Here is a 21,256-nt window from a genome sequence, read left to right as displayed (position 1 = left end):
CTGTGACATGGCCGGTCCGGCGCATGCCGCTACCCCGGTGTCACCAGCCGGGCCTCGTAGGCGAAGACGGCCGCCTGGGTGCGGTCGCGCAGGCCCAGTTTCACCAGGATGCGGCTCACATGGGTCTTGATCGTCGACTCGGCCACGACGAGGTGCTCGGCCATCTCCAGGTTCGACAGGCCCTGGGCTATCAGGATCAGCACCTCGGTCTCGCGTTCCGTCAGGTCGCCGTACGGAGCCTGGGGTGTGCGCACGAGGCGCGGCGGCTCCGTCAGCTTGGCGAACTCCGTGATCAGGCGTTTGGTGACCGACGGGGCCAGCAGGGCCTCGCCCGCCGCCACCACCCGTACGCCGTCCGCGAGCCGGCGCGCCGAGGCGTCCTTCAGCAGGAAGCCCGAGGCGCCCGCCCGCAGGGCCTGGTACACGTACTCGTCGAGGTCGAACGTCGTCAGGACCAGGACCTTGGCCGAACCGTCCGCCGCGACGATCTCCCTGGTCGCCTCGATGCCGTTCATCTCCGGCATGCGGATGTCCATCAGGACGACGTCCGGGGCCAGGTCGCGGACCTTGTCCACCGCGTCCCGGCCGTTCACCGCCTCGCCGACCACCTCGATGTCCGGCATCGCGTTCAGCAGGACCGAGAAGCCCTCGCGGACCATCATCTGGTCGTCGGCGATCAGCACGCGGATCGTCATGTGCCGTCCTCACCCGTGGCCGGCATCGGCACCGGCAGGAACACCGTCACCTCGTAACCACCCTCGTCCGTCGGGCCGGCCGTCATCTCGCCGTTCAGCATGGACACCCGCTCCCGCATGCCCGTGAGGCCATGGCCCGCTCCCGGTGACGGTTTCCCGAGGGACGGCCGCGGCGGGGCGCTGTTGACGATCCGGAGCCCCAGGCCGCCCAGGACGTAGGCGATCTCCACCCCGGCGCGTGCGCCCGGCGCGTGGCGCAGGGTGTTGCTCAGAGCCTCCTGGACCATCCGGTACGCCGACAGCTCCACGCCCGGCGGCAGCTCCCGCACCGCTCCCGTGACCGTCTTCTCCGTCTCCAGGCCGGCCTCCCGCACGTTCGCCAGGAGGGCGTCCAGATCGGCGAGGGTGGGCTGCGGGGCGTCCGGCGCCTCGTAGTCCTCGGCGCGGACCACGCCCAGCACCCGGCGCAATTCGGTGAGGGCCGCGACGGCGTTCTCGCGGATCGTGGCGAACGCCTGCTCCAGCTCCGGCGGCGGGTTCTCCACCCGGTAGGGCGCGGCCTCCGCCTGGATGGCGACCACCGACATGTGGTGGGCCACCACGTCGTGCAGCTCGCGGGCGATCGTGGTGCGCTCCTCCAGCAGGGTGCGGCGGGAGCGCTCGTGCTCGGTCACCGTCTGCTGCGCGGTCACCTCCTCCGCCGCCTCCCGGCGGATGTTCCGCACGGTGACGACGAGCAGGATCAGCGCGGAGAGGATCAGCATGGGCGAGGTGTTGGTGGACCAGTGGCCGGCGCCGAAGAACGCCTCGGCGACGAGGCCGTAGGCCGCCGTGATCAGCCACATCCAGGCCGCCGTGCGCGGCCGGGTGCGGATCGCCACCACCGTCAGGACCACCAGGTGGGAGGCGAAGCTGCCGGGCAGCCACGGCCAGTCGCTCCAGCTGGTGCCGAGCAGGGCCACCGCGGTGGTCGACAGCAGCGACGCCCAGAACGCGGCCGCCGGGCGGACCAGGGTCAGCAGCACCGGCGCGAGCGCCAGCAGGCCGCAGCCCAGGGCCGGCGATCCGGCCGTGCCGCCCTGCCACGCGATCAGCAGCGACAGCACGCCGAGCGCCGTCACCACGGCGTGGGGTGTCCAGGCCGCGTACTCCCGCAGGCGGCCGGGGAGCCGGCGGGTGAGCGGGCCGTCCACGCTCATGGGCGGCAGCGGGCGGTAGGCGAACGCGCGGTCGTGCAGCAGGTCCTGCCGCAGGCCGCGCAGTGCGTCCATCGCCGCCCGGAACTCCGGGCTGCGCGGCCGGTACGCGGCATGCGGGCCCTCGGGGGGCCTCGCCCCCGGCTGTCCCGTCTGGTTCTGGGTCGTCTCGGTCACACCCGAAACGGTAGGCGCGGGCCGGGCCGGGGTCGTCACCAGTGAGAGGGGTTCCTGGGCGTCCCTCTCAAGTACTACGCGCCCCCGGGCTCACCACGCCAGTTGGGCGAGTTCCTCCGCCACCACCGCGCACGCGTCCGCCGCCGGGTCGATCAGCGGGAAGTGGCCGACGTCCTCCAGCAGGGTCAGGCCCACCACCTCCCCGGCCTTGGCCGCCGCGTCCGCGTACGCCTCCGCCACGGCCTGCGGGACCACGTCGTCCGTGCGGCCCTGGACGAGAGTCGTCGCGATGCCGGTCGGCAGCAGCAGTGCCGGGTCGGCGTACGGTCGGCGCTCGGCGAAATGGTCCTCGCCGCCGAGGAGTTGCAGGGATGCGCCCCCGCAGACGTCCAGCTTCTCCGCGACCGCGAAGTCGGCGATCGGGGCGAGCGCGACCACGCCGCGCAGCGGGGCCGGGCCGCCCGTGCGCCACGGGGCGTCTGCGGGCAGGACGTGCCGTGCGGCGGCCCACAGGGCGAGGTGGCCGCCGGCGGAGTGCCCGGTGAGGACCGTGCGGCGGGCGTCCGCCTGCGGAAGGGCCTCCCGTACGAGCGCGGGCAGCGCGTCCAGCGCGGCGGCGACGTCGTCGAAGGTCTCCGGCCAGCGGCCCGCGACCGGCGCACCGCCGGAACTCCCGCCGCCCCGCCGGTACTCGACATTGGCCACCGCGAAACCGCGCCGCGCCAGGTAGTCCGCGAACGGGGTGACATGCCGCCGGTCGTACGGTGCCCGCCAGGCGCCCCCGTGCAGGACGGCGACGAGCGGGGCGGGGGAGCCGGGGATCATCTCCGTGCGCGGGGCGTAGAAGTCGATGACCTGGTCGGGGTGGTCGCCGTAGGCGGCGGTGGCGTCCGGGTCGACGGGCGGGTGCGAGAAGGCCGACTGCTCCTCGGCGGCGGCCCGGGCTGCGGCGGCGTCGTCCGGCATGCTCCAACCTCTCAGCGGCGAAATGGGATTGGCGGACCAGGGGGAACGGAACCGGTGGGAATTCGGCCGTTTGCGGGGACGGTACCAGGCCCGTGACGTGCGCGGACACGGGGATGTCACGCTCGGTGAGGGTTAAACGGTTCTGCAGTTTCGTTACGCTGAACGGGTGCGTCACTGTGTTACCTGCCGGCGCCCCGCGCGCGTGCCGCACGTGCACCAAGGAGGCCGTTATGTCCGCCGACCCCGGCACGGTGCGTCCCGGAGGGCGTACCGCGCGTGTCCGTGCGGCCGTGCTGCGGGTGGCCGGTGACGTCCTCGCCCAGGAGGGCCTGCACCGCCTCGATCTCGCCGAGGTCGCCCGGCGGGCGGAGGTCGGCAAGACCACGGTGTACCGCCGCTGGGGCTCGGTCCCGGGCCTGGTCGCCGACCTGCTCACGGACCTGCTCGCGGACCTCGCCGAACAGCCGCCGCGCCGCAGGGAGAACGGCCGGGGGAGCGGTTCCGTCCTGGGCGATCTGCGGGCCCTCGCGGCGCAGGTGCGGGGCGAGTTGGCCGATCCCCGCCACAGCGCCCTGCTCCGGGCCGCGATCGCGGCGGCCGCCCACGACGAGCGGACGGCCGGCGCGCTGCGGCGGCTGCGCGAGACCCGCGTGAGCGAGTGGGCCCCATACGTCGAACAGGCCGTGCGGCGCGGGGAGTTGCCGCCCGGCACGGACGCGTCGGCGGTCGTACGGGCGGTGGCGGCGCCCCTGTACGACGAGGCCCTGTCCACCGGAGCGGCACCGGCCCCCGCCACCGCCGAACGAGCCGCCCGCGCGGCCCACGCGGCGGCGGTGGCGGGGGTGTACCGCCAGGCCGGCACCCCCGGCGAGCGGCGCTAACGAACGACCTCGCCCAGCACCCGCGCCGCCCGCTCCACATCCGCGAAGCCCACGTACAGCGGGGTGAAGCCGAAGCGGAGGACGTCCGGTCGGCGGAAGTCGCCCACGACGCCCCGGTCGATGAGCCGCCGCATGACCGTGCCGGCGTCGTCGCACCGCAGCGCGACCTGGCTGCCCCGCTCGGCGTGCGCGGCCGGCGTCAGGGACTCCACGCGCGCGGGCGGGACGTACTGCGCCACGCACTCCAGGAAGAAGTCGGTCAGCGCCAGGGACTTGCGCCGGACCGCCTCGATGGAGACGCCGTCCCAGACGTCCAGCGCCGCTTCCAGCGCCAGCATCGAGAGGATGTCCGGGGTGCCCACCCGCCCGCGCGGCGCACCGGACGCCGGAGCGTACGCCGGGTGCATGCCGAAGGGTTCGGCGTGGGAGTTCCAGCCGGGCAGCGGGGAGTCGAAGTCCGCCTGGAGATCGCCGCGCACATACAGATAGGCCGGTGAACCCGGTCCGCCGTTCAGATACTTGTACGTGCAGCCGACCGCCAGGTCCACGCCGTGCTCGTCCAGGCCGACCGGCAGCGCGCCCGCGCTGTGGCACAGGTCCCAGATCGCGAGCGCGCCCGACGCGTGGATCGCGGCCGTGAGCGACGGCAGGTCGTGCAGGCGGCCGGAGCGGTAGTCGACGTGGTTCAGCAGCACCGCCGCCGTACGGTCGCTCAGCGCCCCGGGCACCTGCGAGGGCGTCACCGCGCGCAGGGTGCGGCCGGTCATCCGGGCCGCCGACTCGGCGATGTAGCCGTCGGTGGGGAACGTCGTCGCGTCGACGAGGATCTCGTCGCGCTCCTCGCCCGCCATCCGGACCGCCGCCACAAGTGCCTTGAAGACATTGACACTTGTCGAGTCGCCCACGACGATCTGCCCCGCCGCCGCGCCCACCAGCGGGGCGATGCGATCGCCGATCCGCTCGGGCGCGGTCCACCAGCCGCTCTCGTCCCAGGACCGGATGCGCATCTCGCCCCACTGCCGGCGGACGACGTCCTCCACCCGGCCCGGCACGCCCGCGGGCAGCGCGCCCAGGGAGTTGCCGTCCAGGTACACCACCTCGTCGAGCACGAACTCCGCGCGCTTGGCGGCCAGTTCGTCCGCCCCGTCCAGCTTCTCCGCGCGCAGCAGCAGCTCAGACATGGGACCTCGCCGTCCACAGCTCGGGGAAGACGTTCTTCTGCGCGCGCTTCTCCAGCCACGCCACGCCCGCCGAGCCACCGGTGCCGGCCTTCGCACCCATCGCGCGCCGCGTGGCGACCAGGTGGTCGTTGCGCCAGCGCCACACCAGTTCCGCCACGTCCGTCAACGCCTCGCCCAGCCGGGCCAGTTCGTCGGACTCGTCGCCCGCGTAGACCGCCGTCCAGGCCGCCTCGACCTCGGGCGACGGCTCGTAGCGGCGCGAGACGTCCCGCCGCAGGACCGCGTCGGGGATCGCGTGGCCGCGCCGCGCGAGCAGCCGGACGACCTCGTCGTAGAGGCTCGGCTCCTCCAGGGCCTTCTCCAGCTCCGCGTGCACCCGGGGCGCGCCGCGGTGCGGTACGAGCATCGACGCGGACTTCTCGCCGAGCAGGAACTCCATCCGCCGGTACATGGCCGACTGGAAGCCGGAGCCCTCGCCCAGCGCGCTGCGGTACGCGTTGAACTGGGCCGGGGTGAGCTGGCCGAGCGGCTTCCAGGAGGCGTTCAGCGCCTCCAGTTCCCGGACGGAACGCTTCAGCGCGGCGATCGCCGTGGATATGTCATCCTTGCGCAGCGCGTGCGCCGCGGTCTCCCACTCGTGGACGATGACCGTGAACCACAGCTCCATCACCTGGGTCGTGACCAGGAAGACCATCTCTCCGGGATCGTCGGAGAGGGTGTGCTGGAGGTGGGTGAGCACGTCCGCCTTGACGTAGTCCTCGTACGGCGTCGTACCGGCGAAGTCGAGATGCGGGGTCTCGGGCTCCGAAGCCTCGTGGGGCTGAGCCTGGTGGGACATCGCTGTCTCCTGTGTTACTCCGGGTAGCGGTCCGCCCCTGCCGATTCCGGCACGGGGGCCCCGGTCCCCACCCGCATCCTCCGCAATCACGCCCGTCCCCCGCAAGCTCTGTCCTGGCACACTTCAGCCATGACGACCCACACGAATCTGCTCGGCGGACCCGACCCCACGTATCTGCCCGAGGACACGGAGGCCTACCGGCTGCTGGACGAGGAGTCCCTGCCGCCCGCCGAGGTCGCCGCGAAGCATCCGACCTTCTCGCTGGCCTGGGGGCTGCTGGCGGAGGAGGCGTTCGCCGGGGGGCGGGTGATCGAGTCGTACGCGTATGCGCGCACGGGCTATCACCGGGGGCTGGACGCTCTGCGGCGGAACGGGTGGAAGGGGCATGGGCCGGTGCCGTTCAGTCATCGGGCCAATCAGGGGTTCCTGCGGTGCCTCGCCGCGTTGGCGCGGGCCGCTGACTCCATCGGGGAGACCGAGGAGGCTGAGCGGTGTGCGCAGTTCTTGAAGGACAGTGATCAGGCCGCCTACGAGGAGTTGCTCGGGCGGTAGTCGGGCGGCTGCGGGTGCGGGGGGCTGGTCGCGCTCACGCGGCGGAGCCGCATATCGATACAGCCCCGCGCCCCTTTCAGGGTGGGACCAGTCACGCCTCTAGGACGCCTGGCCGGGGTGCTCCCTCCAAAGGGGGCGCCGTGACCGAGCCGTGTGTGCGGCATTCTGGGCGTTTGCAGTCCGGGGGTGGGCGGCGGACCGTTGTGAAAGCCACCGCCGAGCCCAGGATCAGCACCCCCGCGCACACCACCATCGCCCGGCCGAAGGCCTCGTCGAACGCCGACGGGGTGCGGTACGCCTCCGGGCCCATCCCCGTCACCAGGGGCAGGGCCGCCACCGCCACCAGGCCCGCCGCCCTCGCCGCCGCGTTGTTGATGCCGCTGGCCAGGCCCGCGCGGGCCACGTCCACCGAGGCCAGCACCGTCGCCGTCAGCGGGGCCACCAGGGTCACCATGCCGAGCCCCAGCACCAGCACCGCCGGCAGCACATCGGCGGCGTACGAGGCGTCCGGGCCCACCCGCAGCATGAGCAGCATGCCGGCCGCGCACAGCAGCGGGCCCACCGTCAGCGGGATCCTCGGCCCGATCCGCTCCCCCAGCTCGCCGGAGCGCGCGGACAGCAGCAGCATGAGCACGGTCGTCGGGAGGAGGGCCGTTCCCGCGCCGAGCGCCGAATAGCCGGCCACCACCTGAAGCTGCACCGCCGTGAGGAAGAAGAAGCCGCCGAAGGCCGCGTACACGCACAGCGTCACCAGGTTCACCGCGGTGAACTGACGGGAGGCGAAGATCGCCGGCGGCATCATCGGGTCCGGCCGCCGCCGCTCCACCAGCACGAAGGCGACCCCGCAGGCCAGCCCCGCGACCGCCGCCACCACGACCAGCGGCGACCCGCCACGCGCCTCGATCAGCGCGTACGTCACCAGGGCGAGCGCGAGGGCGCCCAGCGTCGCGCCGAGCACGTCGAAGCGGCCGTGCTTGCGTCCGTCCCCCGACTCGGGCACGTGCCGCAGCGCGACCGGCACGCACACCAGCGCCAGCGGCACGTTCAGCAGGAACACCCACCGCCAGCCCGGCCCGTCCACCAGCCAGCCGCCCACGAACGGCCCCACGGCCGCCCCCACGCCCCCGAAACCGGACCACAGGCCGACCGCCCGGCCCCGGTCGTCGGGGTGGAAGGACGCCTGGATCAGGGCCAGCGATCCCGGTGTGAGCAGCGCGCCGCCGACCCCCTGGAGGGCCCGCGCGGCGATCAGCACGCCGGCGTTCGGCGCCAGCCCGCACAGCAGCGAGGCCACCGCGAACCACGCCACGCCCAGCACGAAGATCTTCCGCCGGCCGTAGCGGTCGCCCAGCGAACCGCCCAGCAGGATCAGCCCGGCCAGCGTCAGCATGTACGCGTTGACCGTCCACTGCAGGGCCGCGAGGTCGGCGCCGAGGTCGCGGCCGATCCTCGGCAGCGCGACATTGACGACCGTCGAGTCCAGCAGAGCCATCGTGGAGCCCAGGACGGTCGTGAACAGGATCCACTTGCCCTGGGAGTCGGCGAGCCGCACGTTCGGCATGCCCCCAGGTATACAGCGAGCCCGGCGCCGTGGCACCGGGCTCGCTGGAGACGCGGGGTCTTACTTGATCTTCGTGCCCGCCGAACGCAGGTTGCGCGTGGCCTCGACGACGCGCGCGGCCATGCTCGCCTCGGCCAGCTTGCCCCAGGTGCGCGGGTCGTAGGTCTTCTTGTTGCCGACCTCGCCGTCGACCTTCAGGACGCCGTCGTAGTTGCGGAACATGTGGTCGGCGACGGGACGCGTGAAGGCGTACTGCGTGTCCGTGTCGATGTTCATCTTGACCACGCCGTTCTCCAGCGCGGTCGCGATCTCCTGCTCGGTGGAGCCGGAGCCGCCGTGGAAGACGAAGTCGAACGGCGACTGCTTGCCGTACTTCGCGGCCACGCCGTCGTTCAGCTCCTTCAGCAGCTCGGGGCGGAGCACGACGTTGCCCGGCTTGTACACGCCGTGGACGTTGCCGAAGGACGCGGCGAGCAGGTAGCGGCCCTTCTCGCCCAGGCCCAGCGCCTCCACCGTGCGGATCGCGTCGTCGACCGTGGTGTAGAGGGAGTCGTTGATCTCGTGCGAGACGCCGTCCTCCTCGCCGCCGGTCGGGGTGATCTCCACCTCAAGGATGATCTTCGCGGCGGCGGCGCGGGCCAGCAGCTCCTGCGCGATCTCCAGGTTGTCGGCGAGGGTCTCGGCGGAGCCGTCCCACATGTGCGACTGGAAGAGCGGGTTGCGGCCGGCCTTCACCCGCTCCTCGGAGATCGCGAGCAGCGGACGTACGTACCCGTCGAGCTTGTCCTTCGGACAGTGGTCGGTGTGCAGCGCGACGGTGACCGGGTACTTCTCGGCGACGATGTGCGCGAACTCGGCGAGGGCGACCGCGCCCGTCACCATGTCCTTGCTGTACTGACCGCCCAGGAACTCGGCGCCACCCGTCGAGATCTGGATGATGCCGTCGCTCTCCGCCTCGGCGAAGCCGCGCAGCGCCGCGTGCAGGGTCTGGGTCGAGGTGACGTTGATGGCCGGGTAGGCGAACTTGCCTGCCTTCGCCCGGTCGAGCATCTCGTTGTAGACCTCGGGGGTTGCGATGGGCATCTGTCCGCTCCTTGGGTGTGCGGGTTGACGTAGCAGGCAGCTGCTACTGCGTTGTTCTTACGGCCCTGACCTAGACCTTGGGTGCGACCTCATCGTCGTCCCCATCTTTCCAGACATGCGCGGATGGTCCACGCGCCGAAAAGTCCGCCGACCAGTTCAGGGCACCCGGGGCCGTCAGTCCAGACCCAGTTCATCCTTCGAGAAGGCGAACAGATAGGGCACACCGGCCCCTTCCTGGATCTTCTCGGCGGCACCGGTCGCCCGGTCCACGATCGTGGCGACCGCGACGACCTCGGCACCGGCCTCCCGCACGGCCTCGACGGCGGCCAGCGGAGACCCGCCGGTGGTGGACGTGTCCTCGACGACCAGCACGCGGCGGCCGCTGATCTCGGGGCCCTCGACCCGCCGCTGCAGCCCATGCGCCTTGGCCGCCTTGCGGACGACGAAGGCGTCCAGCCGCTTGCCGCGGGCGGCGGCCGCGTGCAGCATCGCGGCGGCGACGGGGTCGGCGCCCATGGTGAGGCCGCCGACGGCGTCGAAGTCCAGGTCGGCCGTCAGATCGAGCAGCACCTGCCCGACCAGGGGCGCGGCCTCGCCGTCCAGGGTGATGCGGCGCAGGTCGACGTAGTAGTCGGCCTCCAGACCCGAGGAGAGGGTCACCTTGCCGTGCACCACGGCCTTGTCCTTGATCTGCTGCAGCAGTGCGCCACGTACGTCCGTCATGCCGCCCAGCTTAAAGGCGGCGCCAGCTCCAGGTCGTGGTGGCCTCCAGCGGTTCCAGGGGCGTGACCAGCCGGGGAGCGGTGTTCAGCCCGTCCGGCGGGCCGGTCTGCGGCTCCACGCACACGGCCGCCTCCTGCTCGTCGTACACGACGACCCACTCCTCGGGGCTGGTCACCTTCAGCTCCAGCGCTCCGGGCCAGGTGAGGGTGACGTCGACGCCGCCGGGCATGCCGAAGCAGTCGTCCCAGGGGCCCGGCTTCGGATCGATCCGGTTCCCGGTGGGGAGGTGGTCGTCGCCGCGCTCCTCCTGCCAGGCGGGCGCGAAGTCGAGCGTCACGTCCTGGCCGCCGAGGGTGCGGTTGAACCAGGGGTGCCAGCCGATCTGCGCCGGGAAGGAGGAGTCGTACGTCTCGATGGCCATGGTCAGGGTGAGGCTCTGCTCGCTCAGCGCGATCGCCTGGGTGACCCGGCCGGAGTAGGGCCACGGCTCGACCAGGTCGTACGTCATGACGGCCTCGTCGGCGGTGTGGCGGGCCACCCTCCAGGCGCCGTCGCGGACGGTGCCGTGGATGGCGTGCGGCGCGGCGTTGAGCGGCATCTGGTGCACGACGGCCCCGTCCCGGAACCGTCCGTCCCGGATCCGCCCGCACCAGGGCACCATCGGGAAGCAGCCGAAGCGCTCCCCCTGCCGCAGCAGCTCGACCCCATCGACCCGCAGCCCACCGACCCGCCCGCCGTTCCCGGGCTGCACGACCACTTCCGCGTCACCCGCGGCCAACGTGATGTCCTCGTAGCTCACGGGATTGAATCTACTGGGCCGATCAAGGGGCGGACACCGGCCAGGGCCCGACGCCCGGAGCCGACCTGATCCGCCGGTCCGGCCCTAACGGCGTCTGCGCAGGGCCCGGCCCACCACGATCACCGACGCCACCACCAGCGCCGCCGCCGGGGCCGCCCAGCGCAGGGTGCTGTTCGGGGCGATGGTCTGCGGGGCCGGGACGGGGGCGTAGCGGCCCCTCGGGGGTGCGTGGTCGACCTCCTCCGCGCTCCGGCCGATCATCGTCCGGCGGGCGTGCGCGGCCTCCGCGGGCGGTTCGCCCGAGGCCGTGAAGTCGTCGTCCTCCAACGGATCGAGCGAGGGCGCCGGCACCTCCGCCTCGAACACCGCCCCCCTCTCCTCGCTCACCTCGGACACACCTTCCCCGTCCCCGCCGTCGGGCCCACCGACCTCCTCCGGCTCCCCCGTCTCCCCCGACTCCCCCAGCCCCTCCCCGAAGCGGTTCAGCAGGCGGGTCATCGTCGATCGCACGGTCTCCGGGGGCAGTTCCGCGATGCGGCCGTCCGCTGTCGCCGTGCCCGAGACCGTGAGCCGGGAGCCGTCTTCGGCCTCCGTCACCCGCAGGGTCAGGGCGAGCTTCACGGACCCGCTGCCCCGCGCCTCCGTGGCGTCGCCCTCCACCCCGTACGTGCCGTCGTCCTGCGCGGTGAGCCGTAGTTCGCCCCGGTAGGTGATCGTGTGGCCCCCGATCCGCACCTTCAGGCGCCCGGCGAGCGGCGCCCGTGCGCCGGCGTCCCGTTGGAGCCCGGGCACCGCACGGGCCACCCGGGCGGGATCGTCGAGTGCGGCCCTCAGCCGGTCGGCCGGGACCGGTACGAACACCTCTAGCTCCATGTCGACGGAGCCTACCCAGCGGGCCACGAAAAGCACCCGCGCGCTCACCTCTCAATACCTCGGGTGCACCAGCGTCGACACCCGGACCCCCTTGACCGGCCGCACCGCCTCCGCGCCGGCCCCGTCCGCCGTCAACTGGGCCTGCGTGAGGGTGCTGAGCGCCCGGCCCAGCCGCAGTGGCGGTCTCGATTCCGCGCCCGCCAGGACGAAGCCCCAGTCCTTCGGCGCCCGCGACGCCCCCGCCGTACGGTCGGGTCCGGCGGCGAACGCCGTGTCGTGGCCGCTCACCCGGTAGGGCGTGGTGTGCAGGCCGGCCGCCCGTATCGTCGCCTCCACCGTCCAGAAGGCTTTGGGCCGCGTCGCCATCGGACCCGCGTGCACGACGAGCCGGCCCCCGGGGGCGAGCGCGCGCCGGGCGAGGCCGTAGAACTCCTCGGAGTACAGCTTGGTGCTCGCGGTGATCCCGGGGTCGGGCAGGTCCGCGACGACGACGTCGTACGACCCCGCCGGCGTCGTCCGCAGCCGGCGGAACGCGTCGGCGATCGTCACATGGACGCGCCGGTCGTCGTAGGCGCGGCCGTTGAGGCGGGAGAGGGCGGGGTCGGTGCGGGCCAGCCGGACCACGTCCGGGTCGAGCTCCACGATGTCCACGCGCCGCACGTCCCGGTAGGCGAGGACCTCCCGGGCGGCGAGGCCGTCGCCGCCGCCGAGGATGAGCACGCGCGCGTGGGGGCCGCGCATCGCGGGGTGCACGAGGGCCTGGTGGTACCGCAGTTCGTCCTGGCCGCCGACGCGCAGGCGGCCGTCGAGGTAGAGGCCGAGGGGCCGGCCGTCGGTGCCGCCGGTGAGGACGATCTCCTGCACGGGGCTCTGCAGCGCGACCCGCACGTCGGCGCCGTAGACCGCCTGTCGCGCGGCCCGTTCGAAGTCGTCGACGAGGACGGCGGCGGAGGCCAGCACGCCGAGCGTGAGGAGGTTGGCGACGACGAGCAGCGCGCGGCCCCGGCCGGTGAGGTCGCGGCGGAACAGGCCGAGGACGAGCGCGCCGCCGGCGATCACATTGACGGTGCCGGTCAGCAGCGAGCTGGTCAGCTGGCCGAGGAAGGGCAGCAGGAGGAAGGGGAAGGCCAGGCCGCCGACGAGCGCGCCGACGTAGTCCGCGGCGAACAGGTCGGCCACCGCGCCGCCCGCGTCCTGGCGGCGGATGCGCTGGATGAGCTCCATCAGCAGCGGGACCTCGGCGCCGATGAGCAGGCCGATGGCGAGGGAGATGGCGACGAGCAGCAGGCGCGGCCCGTACGACCACAGGCCGCCCCAGGCGCCCGTCCAGGCGAACACCGCGTACAGCGCCATCGCGCCGCAGCCGCCGACGAGGGCGAGGACCGTCTCGATCGCGCCGAAGCCGGCCGCGGCGAACCGGCGCAGCCGTTTGGCGGCGAGCGAGCCGACGCCCATCGCGAAGACCATCACCGACAGCACGACGGACGCCTGGGTGACCGAATCGCCCATCAGATAGGAGGCGAGGGCGACCAGTTCGAGCTCGTAGACCAGACCGCAGGCGGCGCAGACGAAGACGCACACGAGGACCAGGAACCGCCCCGTGCCCGGCCGGACGGGCAGCCGTGCCGGGCCTCGCCAGGGGGGCGGGGCACCGGGTGGGGCGGGCGCGTGCTGTTCGATCACGACTGCGACGTTACGTCACGGGTGCGCAACGCTTTGTCACCCACACGTGTGATCCTGCGTGCTGATGAGGCACCGGATGTTTGTGTGGGCGTCGACGCGGTACGTGGCGGCCGCCTCACACGGCGGACGGGCGCAGTTCCGCGACCGGAACCCGCACGCCGACCTTCGTCCTCGTCGCCACCAACTGCCCGTCCTGCGGGTAGGCGTGCCAGGTCCGCCAGTGCACCTGGCCGCCCTGACGCTGCACCAGCAGCGCGGTGAACGCGTGCGGGCTGCCCGGGAAGACGCCCGCGAGGCCGTGGGGATGGTCGGAGACCAGGGCGAGCAGCTCCTGGGCGCGGCCCGCGAAGGAGTTGGGGGAGAGCACCTCGACGCGCGCGGCGAACTCGTACTCCCAGTCGCCCATCCGTTTGGCGACGCCGAGCGGGAGCGGGGTACTGCTGCCGGCGATGCAGGCGACGGTCTCCGAACAGACGCCCCGCTCCTCCTCCAGCAGCACCTGATGGGACGCGCCGAGCAGCCTCAACTGCACCTTTGCGCCGGACAGTTCGAGGTCGAGCGTGGCCAGGGCGGGGAGCGGTTCGCGCCCCAGCGCCCAGGCGAGGTCGGCTGCCCGCGTATCGGTGTAGGAGGTGGTCAGGGTCGTGAGCATGGATCGGCTCCGCAAGCACTCAAAGAGAAGAGTGGGGTAGGTCCGGCGCACCCCGGTCGGCACCGGGTGTTCGGCCCCCGGTCAGCCCGGTCCGGGGAGGGCGTCCGCCGCGGGACGTCCGTGGAATCCCTGGAATCCGAGGGGCTGCGTTGGTGATTTAGAGGGAATCATGAACGGTGGCGCCGCCACAGCGTTTTTACCCAACTTCGTAGGGTTTCCATCCCTCAGAGGGCTCCCCAGCTCAACTGTTCAACTACGGCGTACGCCGTGCGGCCCCGACGCGCGCGGGCGTGCGCGGCGCCCGCCGCGAGCGGTACGCGACGGGCGCCGGGCCTTCAATACGGCGTGCGTGCGGCTCAGCCGCCTGCGCCGCCTCCTCGCTACGGCATGCGTGCGGCTCAGGTGCCTCCGCCGCATCCGCCGCCCCCGCCGCAGGACGAACCGCCCCCGCAGGAGTGCCCGCCGCCGCAGGAGTGGTGTCCCCCGGAATGGCCGCCGGAGTGGCCGCCGTGGTGACCACCGCCGTCCGAGGATCCCCCGTCCCCCAACCAGCCGGCCCACCAGCTGTTGTTGCTGTCGCTGCCGCCGCTGCCGTTGTCGCTCCCGCGGCCGCCGGACGACCGCGCGGGCCGTCCGCGGCCGTACCCCCGGGCGGCCTTCTCCTGGCGCATACGGCCCAGCAGGGCCATGCCGACCAGTGCCGCGAACAACACGAGCAGGATGATGCCGACGGTCATGGACATGGCGTCACCCTCCTTCCGAATTCCCCCGAAGCGGCCCCCCGTGGGCTCAGGGCCTCGTGCCCTCGCTCGGTGCGTGCGAGGGAGATGCCCCGCCGTCTTCCGGGCGAAAGCACACTTGAGGAAGTCCAGAGCTTGGCCGCAGGATGGCCGCCATGACCTCCAGCACCCGCCCCGTCCTGAACCGCCGGCTCGCCGAGTTCGGTACGACGATCTTCGCCGAGATGTCGGCGCTGGCCCTGCGCACCGGCTCCATCAACCTGGGGCAGGGCTTCCCCGACACGGACGGCCCCGAGGAGGTCCGCGAGGCGGCGGTGCGGGCGCTGCGCGACGGGCGCGGAAACCAGTACCCGCCGGGCCCGGGCGTCCCCGAACTGCGGCACGCGGTGTCCGCGCACCAGCTCCGGCGCTACGGCCTGTCCTGCGACCCCGACACCGAGGTGCTGGTCACCGCGGGCGCGACGGAGGCGATCGCGGCGGCCCTGCTGGCGCTGCTGGAGCCGGACGACGAGGTGGTGGCCCTGGAGCCCTACTACGACTCGTACGCGGCCTGTATCGCGATGGCGGGCGCCCGCCGCGTCCCGGTGACCCTGCGCCCCGCGGACGGCCGCTTCCGCCTCGACCTCGACGAGCTGCGCGACGCGCTCACCGAGCGGACCCGGCTGCTGCTGATCAACACCCCGCACAATCCCACGGGGACCGTCCTCACCCGCGAGGAGCTGACCGCGATCGCGGAGCTGGCGGTGGAGCGGGATCTGCTGGTGGTGACCGACGAGGTGTACGAGCACCTGGTGTTCGACGAGGCCGAGCACATCCCGCTGGCGACGCTGCCCGGGATGCGGGAGCGGACGGTGACGATCGGTTCCGCCGGCAAGACCTTCTCCTTCACCGGCTGGAAGGTCGGCTGGGTGACGGCTCCGGCGCCGCTGGTGTCGGCGGTGCGCTCGGCGAAGCAGTTCCTGACGTACGTCGCGTCGGGGCCCTTCCAGTACGCGGTGGCGGAGGCGCTGGCGCTGCCGGACAGCTACTTCGACGGCTTCCGCGCGGACATGCTGGCCAAGCGGGACCTGCTGGCGGCGGGGCTCGGGGAGGCCGGCTTCGAGGTGTTCGTGCCGTCCGGCACGTACTTCATCACGACGGACATCCGCCCCCTCGGCGAGACCGACGGCTTCGCCTTCTGCCGCTCCCTCCCGGAACGAGCGGGCGTGGTGGCCATCCCGAACGCGGTCTTCTACGACCACAGAGAAGCAGGCGCCCCCTTCGTCCGCTTCGCGTTCTGCAAGCAGCGGGAGGTGCTGGAGGAGGCGTCGGCCCGCTTGAAGAGCTTGGCGGCTTGAGGCGGAGGCGCTTTTCGGCACATTCCCACCCACCGAGTCGGGTGGTGGGTGGGCATAGGTGGTGGGGGTCCAGGGGGCGGAGCCCCTTGGGTGGTCCGGTGCACCCACCTGGACCTCTCGGCTCGCGCCCGCCGCACGGGGACGTCACCGTGCGGATGTGACCCACGCCAGCACCCTCGCCCGACCCGCAGTCGCAACCCCCCGCACCCACACCCACCGCCACCTCTCCGGCCCCCTCCTCGCCCTCGCCCTCTTCACCGGCGCCCGCCTCACCTCCCTGACGGTCCTCGCCCTCACCGCCTGGGCGACCGGCCGTCACCCCCTGCGCCTGCTCGCCCACTCCTGGGACTCCGTCTGGTACCTCGGCATCGCCGCCCACGGCTACGGCCGCACCCTCCACCCCGGCCCCGGAGTCACGTACAGCGACCTCGCCTTCTTCCCGCTGTACCCCGCCCTCGTCCGCACCGTGACCACCCTCGCCCCCGTAGGCGGCGGCACGGCGGGCCTCCTGGTGTCCTGGACGGCGGCCGCGGTGGCCGCCTGCGGGATCTACGCGGTCGGCGCCCACCTGCACGGCCACGCCGTGGCCACCACCCTGGTGCTGCTGTGGGCGCTGCTCCCGCACTCGGTCGTCCTGTCGCTGGCGTACACCGAGCCCCTGCTCACCGCCCTCGCCGCCTGGTCCCTCTACGCCGTCCTGCGCGGGAACTGGGTGTGGGCGGGGTCCCTCGCCGCCCTGGCCGGCCTGTCCCGGCCCAACGGGTTCGCGGTCGCCGCCGCCGTCCTGAGCGCCGCGGCGGCCGCCCTGTGGCGTGCGCGCGGCCGGGTTTCCCACAGGCTGTGGACGGGCGCGGCGCTGGCCCCGCTCGGCTGGACGGCGTACGTCCTGTGGGTCGGCGCCCGCGAGGGCGACCCGCTGCACGGCTACTTCCGGGTCCAGCGCCGGTGGGGCTCCCGTTTCGACTTCGGCGCGGGCTCCCTGCGCTTCGTGCGGCATCTCCTGCTGCACGGCGACCGTCTCGTCTTCCCCCTGACGATGGTGATCGTCGCGGCGGCGGTCCTGCTGTACGCCCTGCTGCTGGCCGACCGCGCCCCGCTCCCCCTGCTGCTCTACTCCGCCGTCCTGCTGCTGATCGCCGTCGGCGGCTCCGGCTTCTTCGAGTCGAAGCCGCGTTTTCTGCTGCCCGCGTTCCCCCTGCTGCTGCCCCTCGCGAGGGCACTCGTACGGACGGCGAGAGCCCGGCCGGTGCACGCGACCGTGGTGATCGCGGCCCTGGCCGGGCTCTCCAGTGTGTACGGGGCCTATCTGGTGGCCTTCGCCGACACCCCGCTGTGACTAGGCGTCGCCTTCCTCGGGCTTGTCGGAGTCGTTGACGTCCTCCTCCAAGCCCAGCTGCTCCACGAGCCACTTGTCGAACTCGATGGCCGCGCGGACCCAGCTGACCGTGGAGGAGACGAAGAACTCGATGTTCACCCCGGCGCCGATCTGCATCTGCGCCTCACCGATCAGACGGACGGTGCCGTCGTCGTGGGTGTGGGTGTACACCTTGGGCCACAGCGTGCGGCGGTTCCAGTCGTCGATGGACTCCAGGAGCTGCGGCTTCTCGTCGATCTGGTGCGGCCGGTCGTAGAACGTCCGCACCGAGAAGATCGCCTGCTCCGCTTCGCCGCGGAACATGAAATAGGTGCGGAACTGCTCCCACGGCGCCGCGAGGTCTCCCTCCTCGTCGACGACGTACTTCAACTCCATCTGGTCGAGGAGCTGCTTCACGAGGTCCTGATTGGGGACGACGGGGCCCGCCGGTCCTTGGGGCTGCGGCTCGGGCTGGCCCCCGAAGTTCGGAATCGAGGACGGGTCGATGCTCACCGTGGTTTTCCCTTCGTACGGATTCCGCCATCCTCCCCCATCCGGGCCGGGGGGTGGCAACCCCCGCCCGTGAGGGTTCACCTCCGGTTGGCGGAATTCCGCTCAGAGCGTTTTTCCGGATTCCGCGGCGGACGCGTTTCCGGGTTCTGGTCAGAGGGTTTTTCCCGTGTCCTCCTTGGTCGCCGCGCCCACGATCAGCCCGTCGCCGAAGCGGTCGACGCGGACCGTGTCGCCGTCCTTGACCTCCCCGGCCAGGATCTCCTTGGCCAGCCGGTCGCCGATGGCCGTCTGCACGAGGCGGCGCAGCGGGCGGGCACCGTACGCCGGGTCGTTGCCCTTGTCGGCCAGCCAGGCCAGCGCCTCGGGGGTGACCGTCAGGCTGAGCCGGCGCTCGGCGAGCCGCCGGCCGAGCCGGTCGATCTGGAGCTGGGCGATCCGGCCGAGCTCGTCCCTGGTCAGCGCCGAGAAGACGACCAGGTCGTCGAGCCGGTTCAGGAACTCCGGCTTGAAGTGGTGCCGGACCACCTCCAGCACCTGTTCCCGCTTCTCCTCCTCGCCGGTGAGGGGGTCGACGAGATACTGGCTGCCCAGGTTGGACGTCAGGACGAGGATCGTGTTGCGGAAGTCGACCGTACGGCCCTGACCGTCCGTCAGGCGGCCGTCGTCCAGCACCTGGAGCAGGATGTCGAAGACCTCGGCGTGCGCCTTCTCCACCTCGTCCAGCAGCACCACGGAGTACGGCCGCCTGCGCACCGCCTCCGTCAGCTGGCCGCCCTCCTCGTACCCCACGTACCCGGGAGGCGCGCCGACCAGGCGGGCGACGCTGTGCTTCTCGCTGTACTCCGACATGTCGATGCGGACCATGGCCCGCTCGTCGTCGAAGAGGAAGTCGGCGAGGGCCTTGGCGAGTTCGGTCTTGCCGACGCCGGTCGGGCCGAGGAAGAGGAAGGACCCGGTCGGGCGGTCGGGGTCGGCGACACCGGCGCGGGAGCGGCGTACCGCGTCCGACACGGCCCGCACGGCCTCGCTCTGCCCGATGAGCCGCCGGCCCAGCTCGTCCTCCATGCGCAGCAGCTTCTGCGTCTCGCCCTCCAGCAGGCGGCCCGCGGGGATCCCGGTCCAGGAGGCGACGACGTCGGCGATGTCGTCGGAGCCGACCTCCTCCTTGACCATGGTGTCCTTCGCGGCCTCTTCTTCGGCCTCCGAGGCGGCCTCCAGGTCCCGCTCCAGGGCGGGGATCTCGCCGTAGAGCAGCTTGGAGGCGGTGTCGAAGTCGCCGTCGCGCTGGGCCCGTTCGGCCTGGCCGCGCAGTTCGTCGAGCTTCTCCTTCAGCTCGCCGACGCGGTTGAGGGACTGCTTCTCCTTCTCCCAGCGGGCGGTGAGGCCGCGCAGCTCCTCCTCCTTGTCGGCGAGGTCGCGGCGCAGCTTCTCCAGGCGCTCGCGCGAGGCGGCGTCGGTCTCCTTGCCGATCGCCAGCTCCTCCATCTTCAACCGGTCGACGGCGCGCTGGAGTTCGTCGATCTCGACGGGCGAGGAGTCGATCTCCATGCGCAGCCGGGAGGCCGCCTCGTCGACGAGGTCGATGGCCTTGTCGGGCAGGAAGCGGGAGGTGATGTACCGGTCGGAGAGGGTGGCGGCGGCGACCAGCGCGCTGTCCGCGATCTGCACCTTGTGGTGGGCCTCGTAGCGACCCTTGAGTCCGCGCAGGATGGCGATGGTGTCCTCGACGCTCGGCTCGGCGACCAGCACCTGCTGGAAGCGCCGCTCCAGCGCGGGGTCCTTCTCGATGCGCTCGCGGTACTCGTCGAGGGTGGTGGCGCCCACCATGCGCAGCTCACCGCGGGCGAGCATGGGCTTGAGCATGTTGCCGGCGTCCATCGCGGAGTCCCCGCCCGCGCCCGCGCCGACGACGGTGTGCAGCTCGTCGATGAAGGTGATGATCTGGCCGTCGCTCGCCTTGATCTCGGCGAGCACCGTCTTCAGCCGCTCCTCGAACTCGCCCCGGTACTTGGCGCCCGCGACCATCGCGCCGAGATCCAGCGCGACCAGCCGCTTGTTCTTGAGGGACTCGGGCACGTCGCCCTTGACGATGCGCTGGGCGAGCCCCTCGACGACGGCGGTCTTGCCGACGCCGGGCTCGCCGATGAGGACGGGGTTGTTCTTCGTACGGCGGGAGAGCACCTGGACGACCCGCCGGATCTCCTGGTCGCGTCCGATGACCGGGTCGAGCTTGCCCTCGCGGGCGGCGGCGGTGAAGTCGGTGCCGAACTTCTCCAGGGCCTTGTAGGAGCCCTCCGGGTCGGCGTTGGTCACCCGGCGGCCGCCGCGCGCCTTGCGGAACGCGTCGAGCAGCTTGCCGGCCGTGGCGCCCTGCCGCTCCAGCACCTCGCCGGCCGCTCCGCCCTTGGCGGCGATTCCGATGAGGAGGTGTTCGGTGGAGAGGTATTCGTCGCCGAGCTCACGTGCGCGTGACTGCGCGTCGGCGATCACGGCGAGCAGGTCGCGGTTGGGCTGCGGGGGCGCGACCGTGGCCCCGGTCACGCTGGGCAGCGAGCCGAGGACCTTCTCCGCGCCGGCCCGGACGGCGGCCTGGTCGGCGTCGACGGCGGCCAGCAGGTCGATGATGTTCTCGTTGTCCTGGCCCTGGAGCAGCGCCAGGAGCAGGTGCGCGGGGGTGAGGTCCGCGTGCCCCTCGGTCACGGCCCGTTGGCTGGCCGCGTTGATCGCGTCCCGGCTCCGGTTGGTCAGCTCGGCGTCCACGTTCGGCTTCTCCTCCTGTCAGCTCCCAGTACTGACTCCATCAGCGTACACAAAGTTGAGTCTATTCCGCTCAAGGTCGGCCTCGGAAGGGATCGAGGGTTAGATTCCGGTTCCATGGCCACGTACCCCCAGGATCCGGGCGCACCCGACGCGCCGTATCTCAGCTTCTGGCGCGAGCGGCACCTGTGCACGCTCACCACCCCCCGCCCGGACGGCAGCCCGCATGTCGTGCCCGTCGGAGTGACATACGACCCGGAGCACCGGCTCGCTCGGGTGATCGCCAACAAGACGAGCACGAAGGTGGGGAACGTCCTGGCGGCCGGCGCGGACGGCGCGCGCGTCGCGGTCTGCCAGGTGGACGGGCGCCGCTGGGCCACGCTGGAGGGCCGGGCGGTCGTCCGCACGGATCCGGAGCGGGTGGCGGAGGCGGAACGGCGCTACGCGGAGCGGTACGGGAGGACACCGAGCCCCAACCCGGCACGTGTGGTGATCGAAATCAACCTGACACGGGCAATGGGGCGGGGTTGACCTGATTCACACCGGCGCGTTCCGGCCACGGCGACCCCGGGGCCGTAAGGGCGGATGCCGGGACAAACGGCCCAAAACTGCAGCGGGGGGGGGGGGGGGGGGGGGGGGGGGGGGGGGTGGGGGGGGGGGGGGGGGGGGGGGTTTTTTTGGGGGGGGGGGGAGGG

Annotated in this window: 20 protein-coding genes; 5 read left to right on the top strand and 15 right to left on the bottom strand. The window is 72.5% G+C overall.

Features of this window, described 5'->3' with window-relative positions:
- Positions 1-29: 29 nt before the first annotated feature.
- From ACZ5NW_RS15345 to ACZ5NW_RS15335, 3 genes are all read right to left on the bottom strand, one after another.
- Entirely contained in the window at positions 30-695 is a 666-nt protein-coding gene (locus tag ACZ5NW_RS15345) for a response regulator (RefSeq protein WP_468744296.1), read from the bottom strand.
- A complete protein-coding gene (locus tag ACZ5NW_RS15340) occupies positions 692-2,068 on the bottom strand; it encodes a sensor histidine kinase (RefSeq protein WP_468744295.1) in 1,377 nt (458 codons plus the stop codon). The genes ACZ5NW_RS15345 and ACZ5NW_RS15340 overlap by 4 nt, the downstream gene beginning before the upstream one ends.
- Positions 2,069-2,158: 90 nt before the next feature.
- On the bottom strand, positions 2,159-3,034 hold the full coding sequence (locus tag ACZ5NW_RS15335) for an alpha/beta hydrolase (protein ID WP_468744294.1): 876 nt from the start codon (positions 3,032-3,034) through the stop codon (positions 2,159-2,161).
- A gap of 230 nt (positions 3,035-3,264) precedes the next feature.
- Here ACZ5NW_RS15335 and ACZ5NW_RS15330 point away from each other — a divergent pair, with 230 nt between their 5' ends.
- Complete coding sequence (locus tag ACZ5NW_RS15330) at positions 3,265-3,915, top strand: TetR/AcrR family transcriptional regulator (protein WP_468744293.1); 651 nt, start codon at positions 3,265-3,267, stop codon at positions 3,913-3,915.
- Here the strand turns inward: ACZ5NW_RS15330 and kynU are convergent.
- Together kynU and ACZ5NW_RS15320 are read right to left on the bottom strand one after the other, a co-directional pair.
- Positions 3,912-5,096, bottom strand: coding sequence for a kynureninase (kynU, locus tag ACZ5NW_RS15325; RefSeq protein WP_468744292.1), 1,185 nt, complete (start codon positions 5,094-5,096; stop codon positions 3,912-3,914). The genes ACZ5NW_RS15330 and kynU overlap by 4 nt on opposite strands.
- Positions 5,089-5,934, bottom strand: a complete 846-nt coding sequence (locus ACZ5NW_RS15320; RefSeq protein WP_468744291.1) for a tryptophan 2,3-dioxygenase family protein — start codon at positions 5,932-5,934, stop codon at positions 5,089-5,091. The genes kynU and ACZ5NW_RS15320 overlap by 8 nt, the downstream gene beginning before the upstream one ends.
- Before the next feature lie 129 nt (positions 5,935-6,063).
- Here ACZ5NW_RS15320 and ACZ5NW_RS15315 point away from each other — a divergent pair, with 129 nt between their 5' ends.
- Positions 6,064-6,486 carry a DUF3151 domain-containing protein gene (locus tag ACZ5NW_RS15315; protein ID WP_468744290.1) on the top strand — a complete coding sequence of 141 codons (423 nt, stop codon included), beginning with the start codon at positions 6,064-6,066 and terminating at the stop codon, positions 6,484-6,486.
- A 91-nt stretch (positions 6,487-6,577) separates the two neighbouring features.
- On the opposite strand, the gene ACZ5NW_RS15310 is transcribed toward ACZ5NW_RS15315, so the two are convergent.
- The 8 genes from ACZ5NW_RS15310 to ACZ5NW_RS15275 all read right to left on the bottom strand — a co-directional run bounded on the left by ACZ5NW_RS15310 (position 6,578) and on the right by ACZ5NW_RS15275 (position 14,603).
- Positions 6,578-8,047 carry an MFS transporter gene (locus ACZ5NW_RS15310; RefSeq protein ID WP_468744289.1) on the bottom strand — a complete coding sequence of 490 codons (1,470 nt, stop codon included), beginning with the start codon at positions 8,045-8,047 and terminating at the stop codon, positions 6,578-6,580.
- A gap of 60 nt (positions 8,048-8,107) precedes the next feature.
- Positions 8,108-9,130 carry a class II fructose-bisphosphate aldolase gene (gene fbaA / locus ACZ5NW_RS15305; RefSeq protein WP_468744288.1) on the bottom strand — a complete coding sequence of 341 codons (1,023 nt, stop codon included), beginning with the start codon at positions 9,128-9,130 and terminating at the stop codon, positions 8,108-8,110.
- Between the two features lie 174 nt (positions 9,131-9,304).
- Positions 9,305-9,853: an orotate phosphoribosyltransferase gene (gene pyrE, locus ACZ5NW_RS15300; protein ID WP_468744287.1), complete on the bottom strand. Its 549-nt coding sequence runs from the start codon at positions 9,851-9,853 to the stop codon at positions 9,305-9,307.
- 10 nt (positions 9,854-9,863) lie between these two features.
- Complete coding sequence (locus tag ACZ5NW_RS15295) at positions 9,864-10,652, bottom strand: aldose epimerase family protein (protein WP_468744286.1); 789 nt, start codon at positions 10,650-10,652, stop codon at positions 9,864-9,866.
- A gap of 84 nt (positions 10,653-10,736) precedes the next feature.
- The gene (locus tag ACZ5NW_RS15290) at positions 10,737-11,525 is read right to left on the bottom strand and encodes an SRPBCC family protein (RefSeq protein WP_468744285.1); all 789 of its coding nucleotides are present in this window, start codon (positions 11,523-11,525) and stop codon (positions 10,737-10,739) included.
- A gap of 51 nt (positions 11,526-11,576) precedes the next feature.
- Positions 11,577-13,208, bottom strand: coding sequence for a polyamine aminopropyltransferase (locus ACZ5NW_RS15285; protein WP_468744284.1), 1,632 nt, complete (start codon positions 13,206-13,208; stop codon positions 11,577-11,579).
- A 115-nt stretch (positions 13,209-13,323) separates the two neighbouring features.
- The gene (locus ACZ5NW_RS15280; protein WP_468744283.1) at positions 13,324-13,860 is read right to left on the bottom strand and encodes a DUF2617 family protein; all 537 of its coding nucleotides are present in this window, start codon (positions 13,858-13,860) and stop codon (positions 13,324-13,326) included.
- Positions 13,861-14,258: 398 nt separating this feature from the next.
- Positions 14,259-14,603: a hypothetical protein gene (locus tag ACZ5NW_RS15275; RefSeq protein WP_468744282.1), complete on the bottom strand. Its 345-nt coding sequence runs from the start codon at positions 14,601-14,603 to the stop codon at positions 14,259-14,261.
- 143 nt (positions 14,604-14,746) lie between these two features.
- Here ACZ5NW_RS15275 and ACZ5NW_RS15270 point away from each other — a divergent pair, with 143 nt between their 5' ends.
- On the top strand, positions 14,747-15,937 hold the full coding sequence (locus ACZ5NW_RS15270) for a pyridoxal phosphate-dependent aminotransferase (protein WP_468744281.1): 1,191 nt from the start codon (positions 14,747-14,749) through the stop codon (positions 15,935-15,937).
- A gap of 157 nt (positions 15,938-16,094) precedes the next feature.
- Complete coding sequence (locus tag ACZ5NW_RS15265; RefSeq protein ID WP_468744280.1) at positions 16,095-17,273, top strand: hypothetical protein; 1,179 nt, start codon at positions 16,095-16,097, stop codon at positions 17,271-17,273.
- On the opposite strand, the gene ACZ5NW_RS15260 is transcribed toward ACZ5NW_RS15265, so the two are convergent.
- Both ACZ5NW_RS15260 and clpB read right to left on the bottom strand, forming a co-directional pair.
- Positions 17,274-17,804 (bottom strand): YbjN domain-containing protein, encoded by a 531-nt coding sequence (locus tag ACZ5NW_RS15260; protein ID WP_468744279.1) that lies wholly within the window; start codon positions 17,802-17,804, stop codon positions 17,274-17,276.
- A 150-nt stretch (positions 17,805-17,954) separates the two neighbouring features.
- The gene (clpB, locus tag ACZ5NW_RS15255; protein ID WP_468744278.1) at positions 17,955-20,564 is read right to left on the bottom strand and encodes an ATP-dependent chaperone ClpB; all 2,610 of its coding nucleotides are present in this window, start codon (positions 20,562-20,564) and stop codon (positions 17,955-17,957) included.
- 114 nt (positions 20,565-20,678) lie between these two features.
- Here clpB and ACZ5NW_RS15250 point away from each other — a divergent pair, with 114 nt between their 5' ends.
- A complete protein-coding gene (locus ACZ5NW_RS15250; RefSeq protein WP_468744277.1) occupies positions 20,679-21,092 on the top strand; it encodes a pyridoxamine 5'-phosphate oxidase family protein in 414 nt (137 codons plus the stop codon).
- Positions 21,093-21,256 lie beyond the last annotated feature (164 nt).

The sequence above is a fragment of the Streptomyces sp. NPDC032126 genome (assembly GCF_055580085.1).
This window is presented reverse-complemented; position numbering and strand designations above follow the sequence as displayed.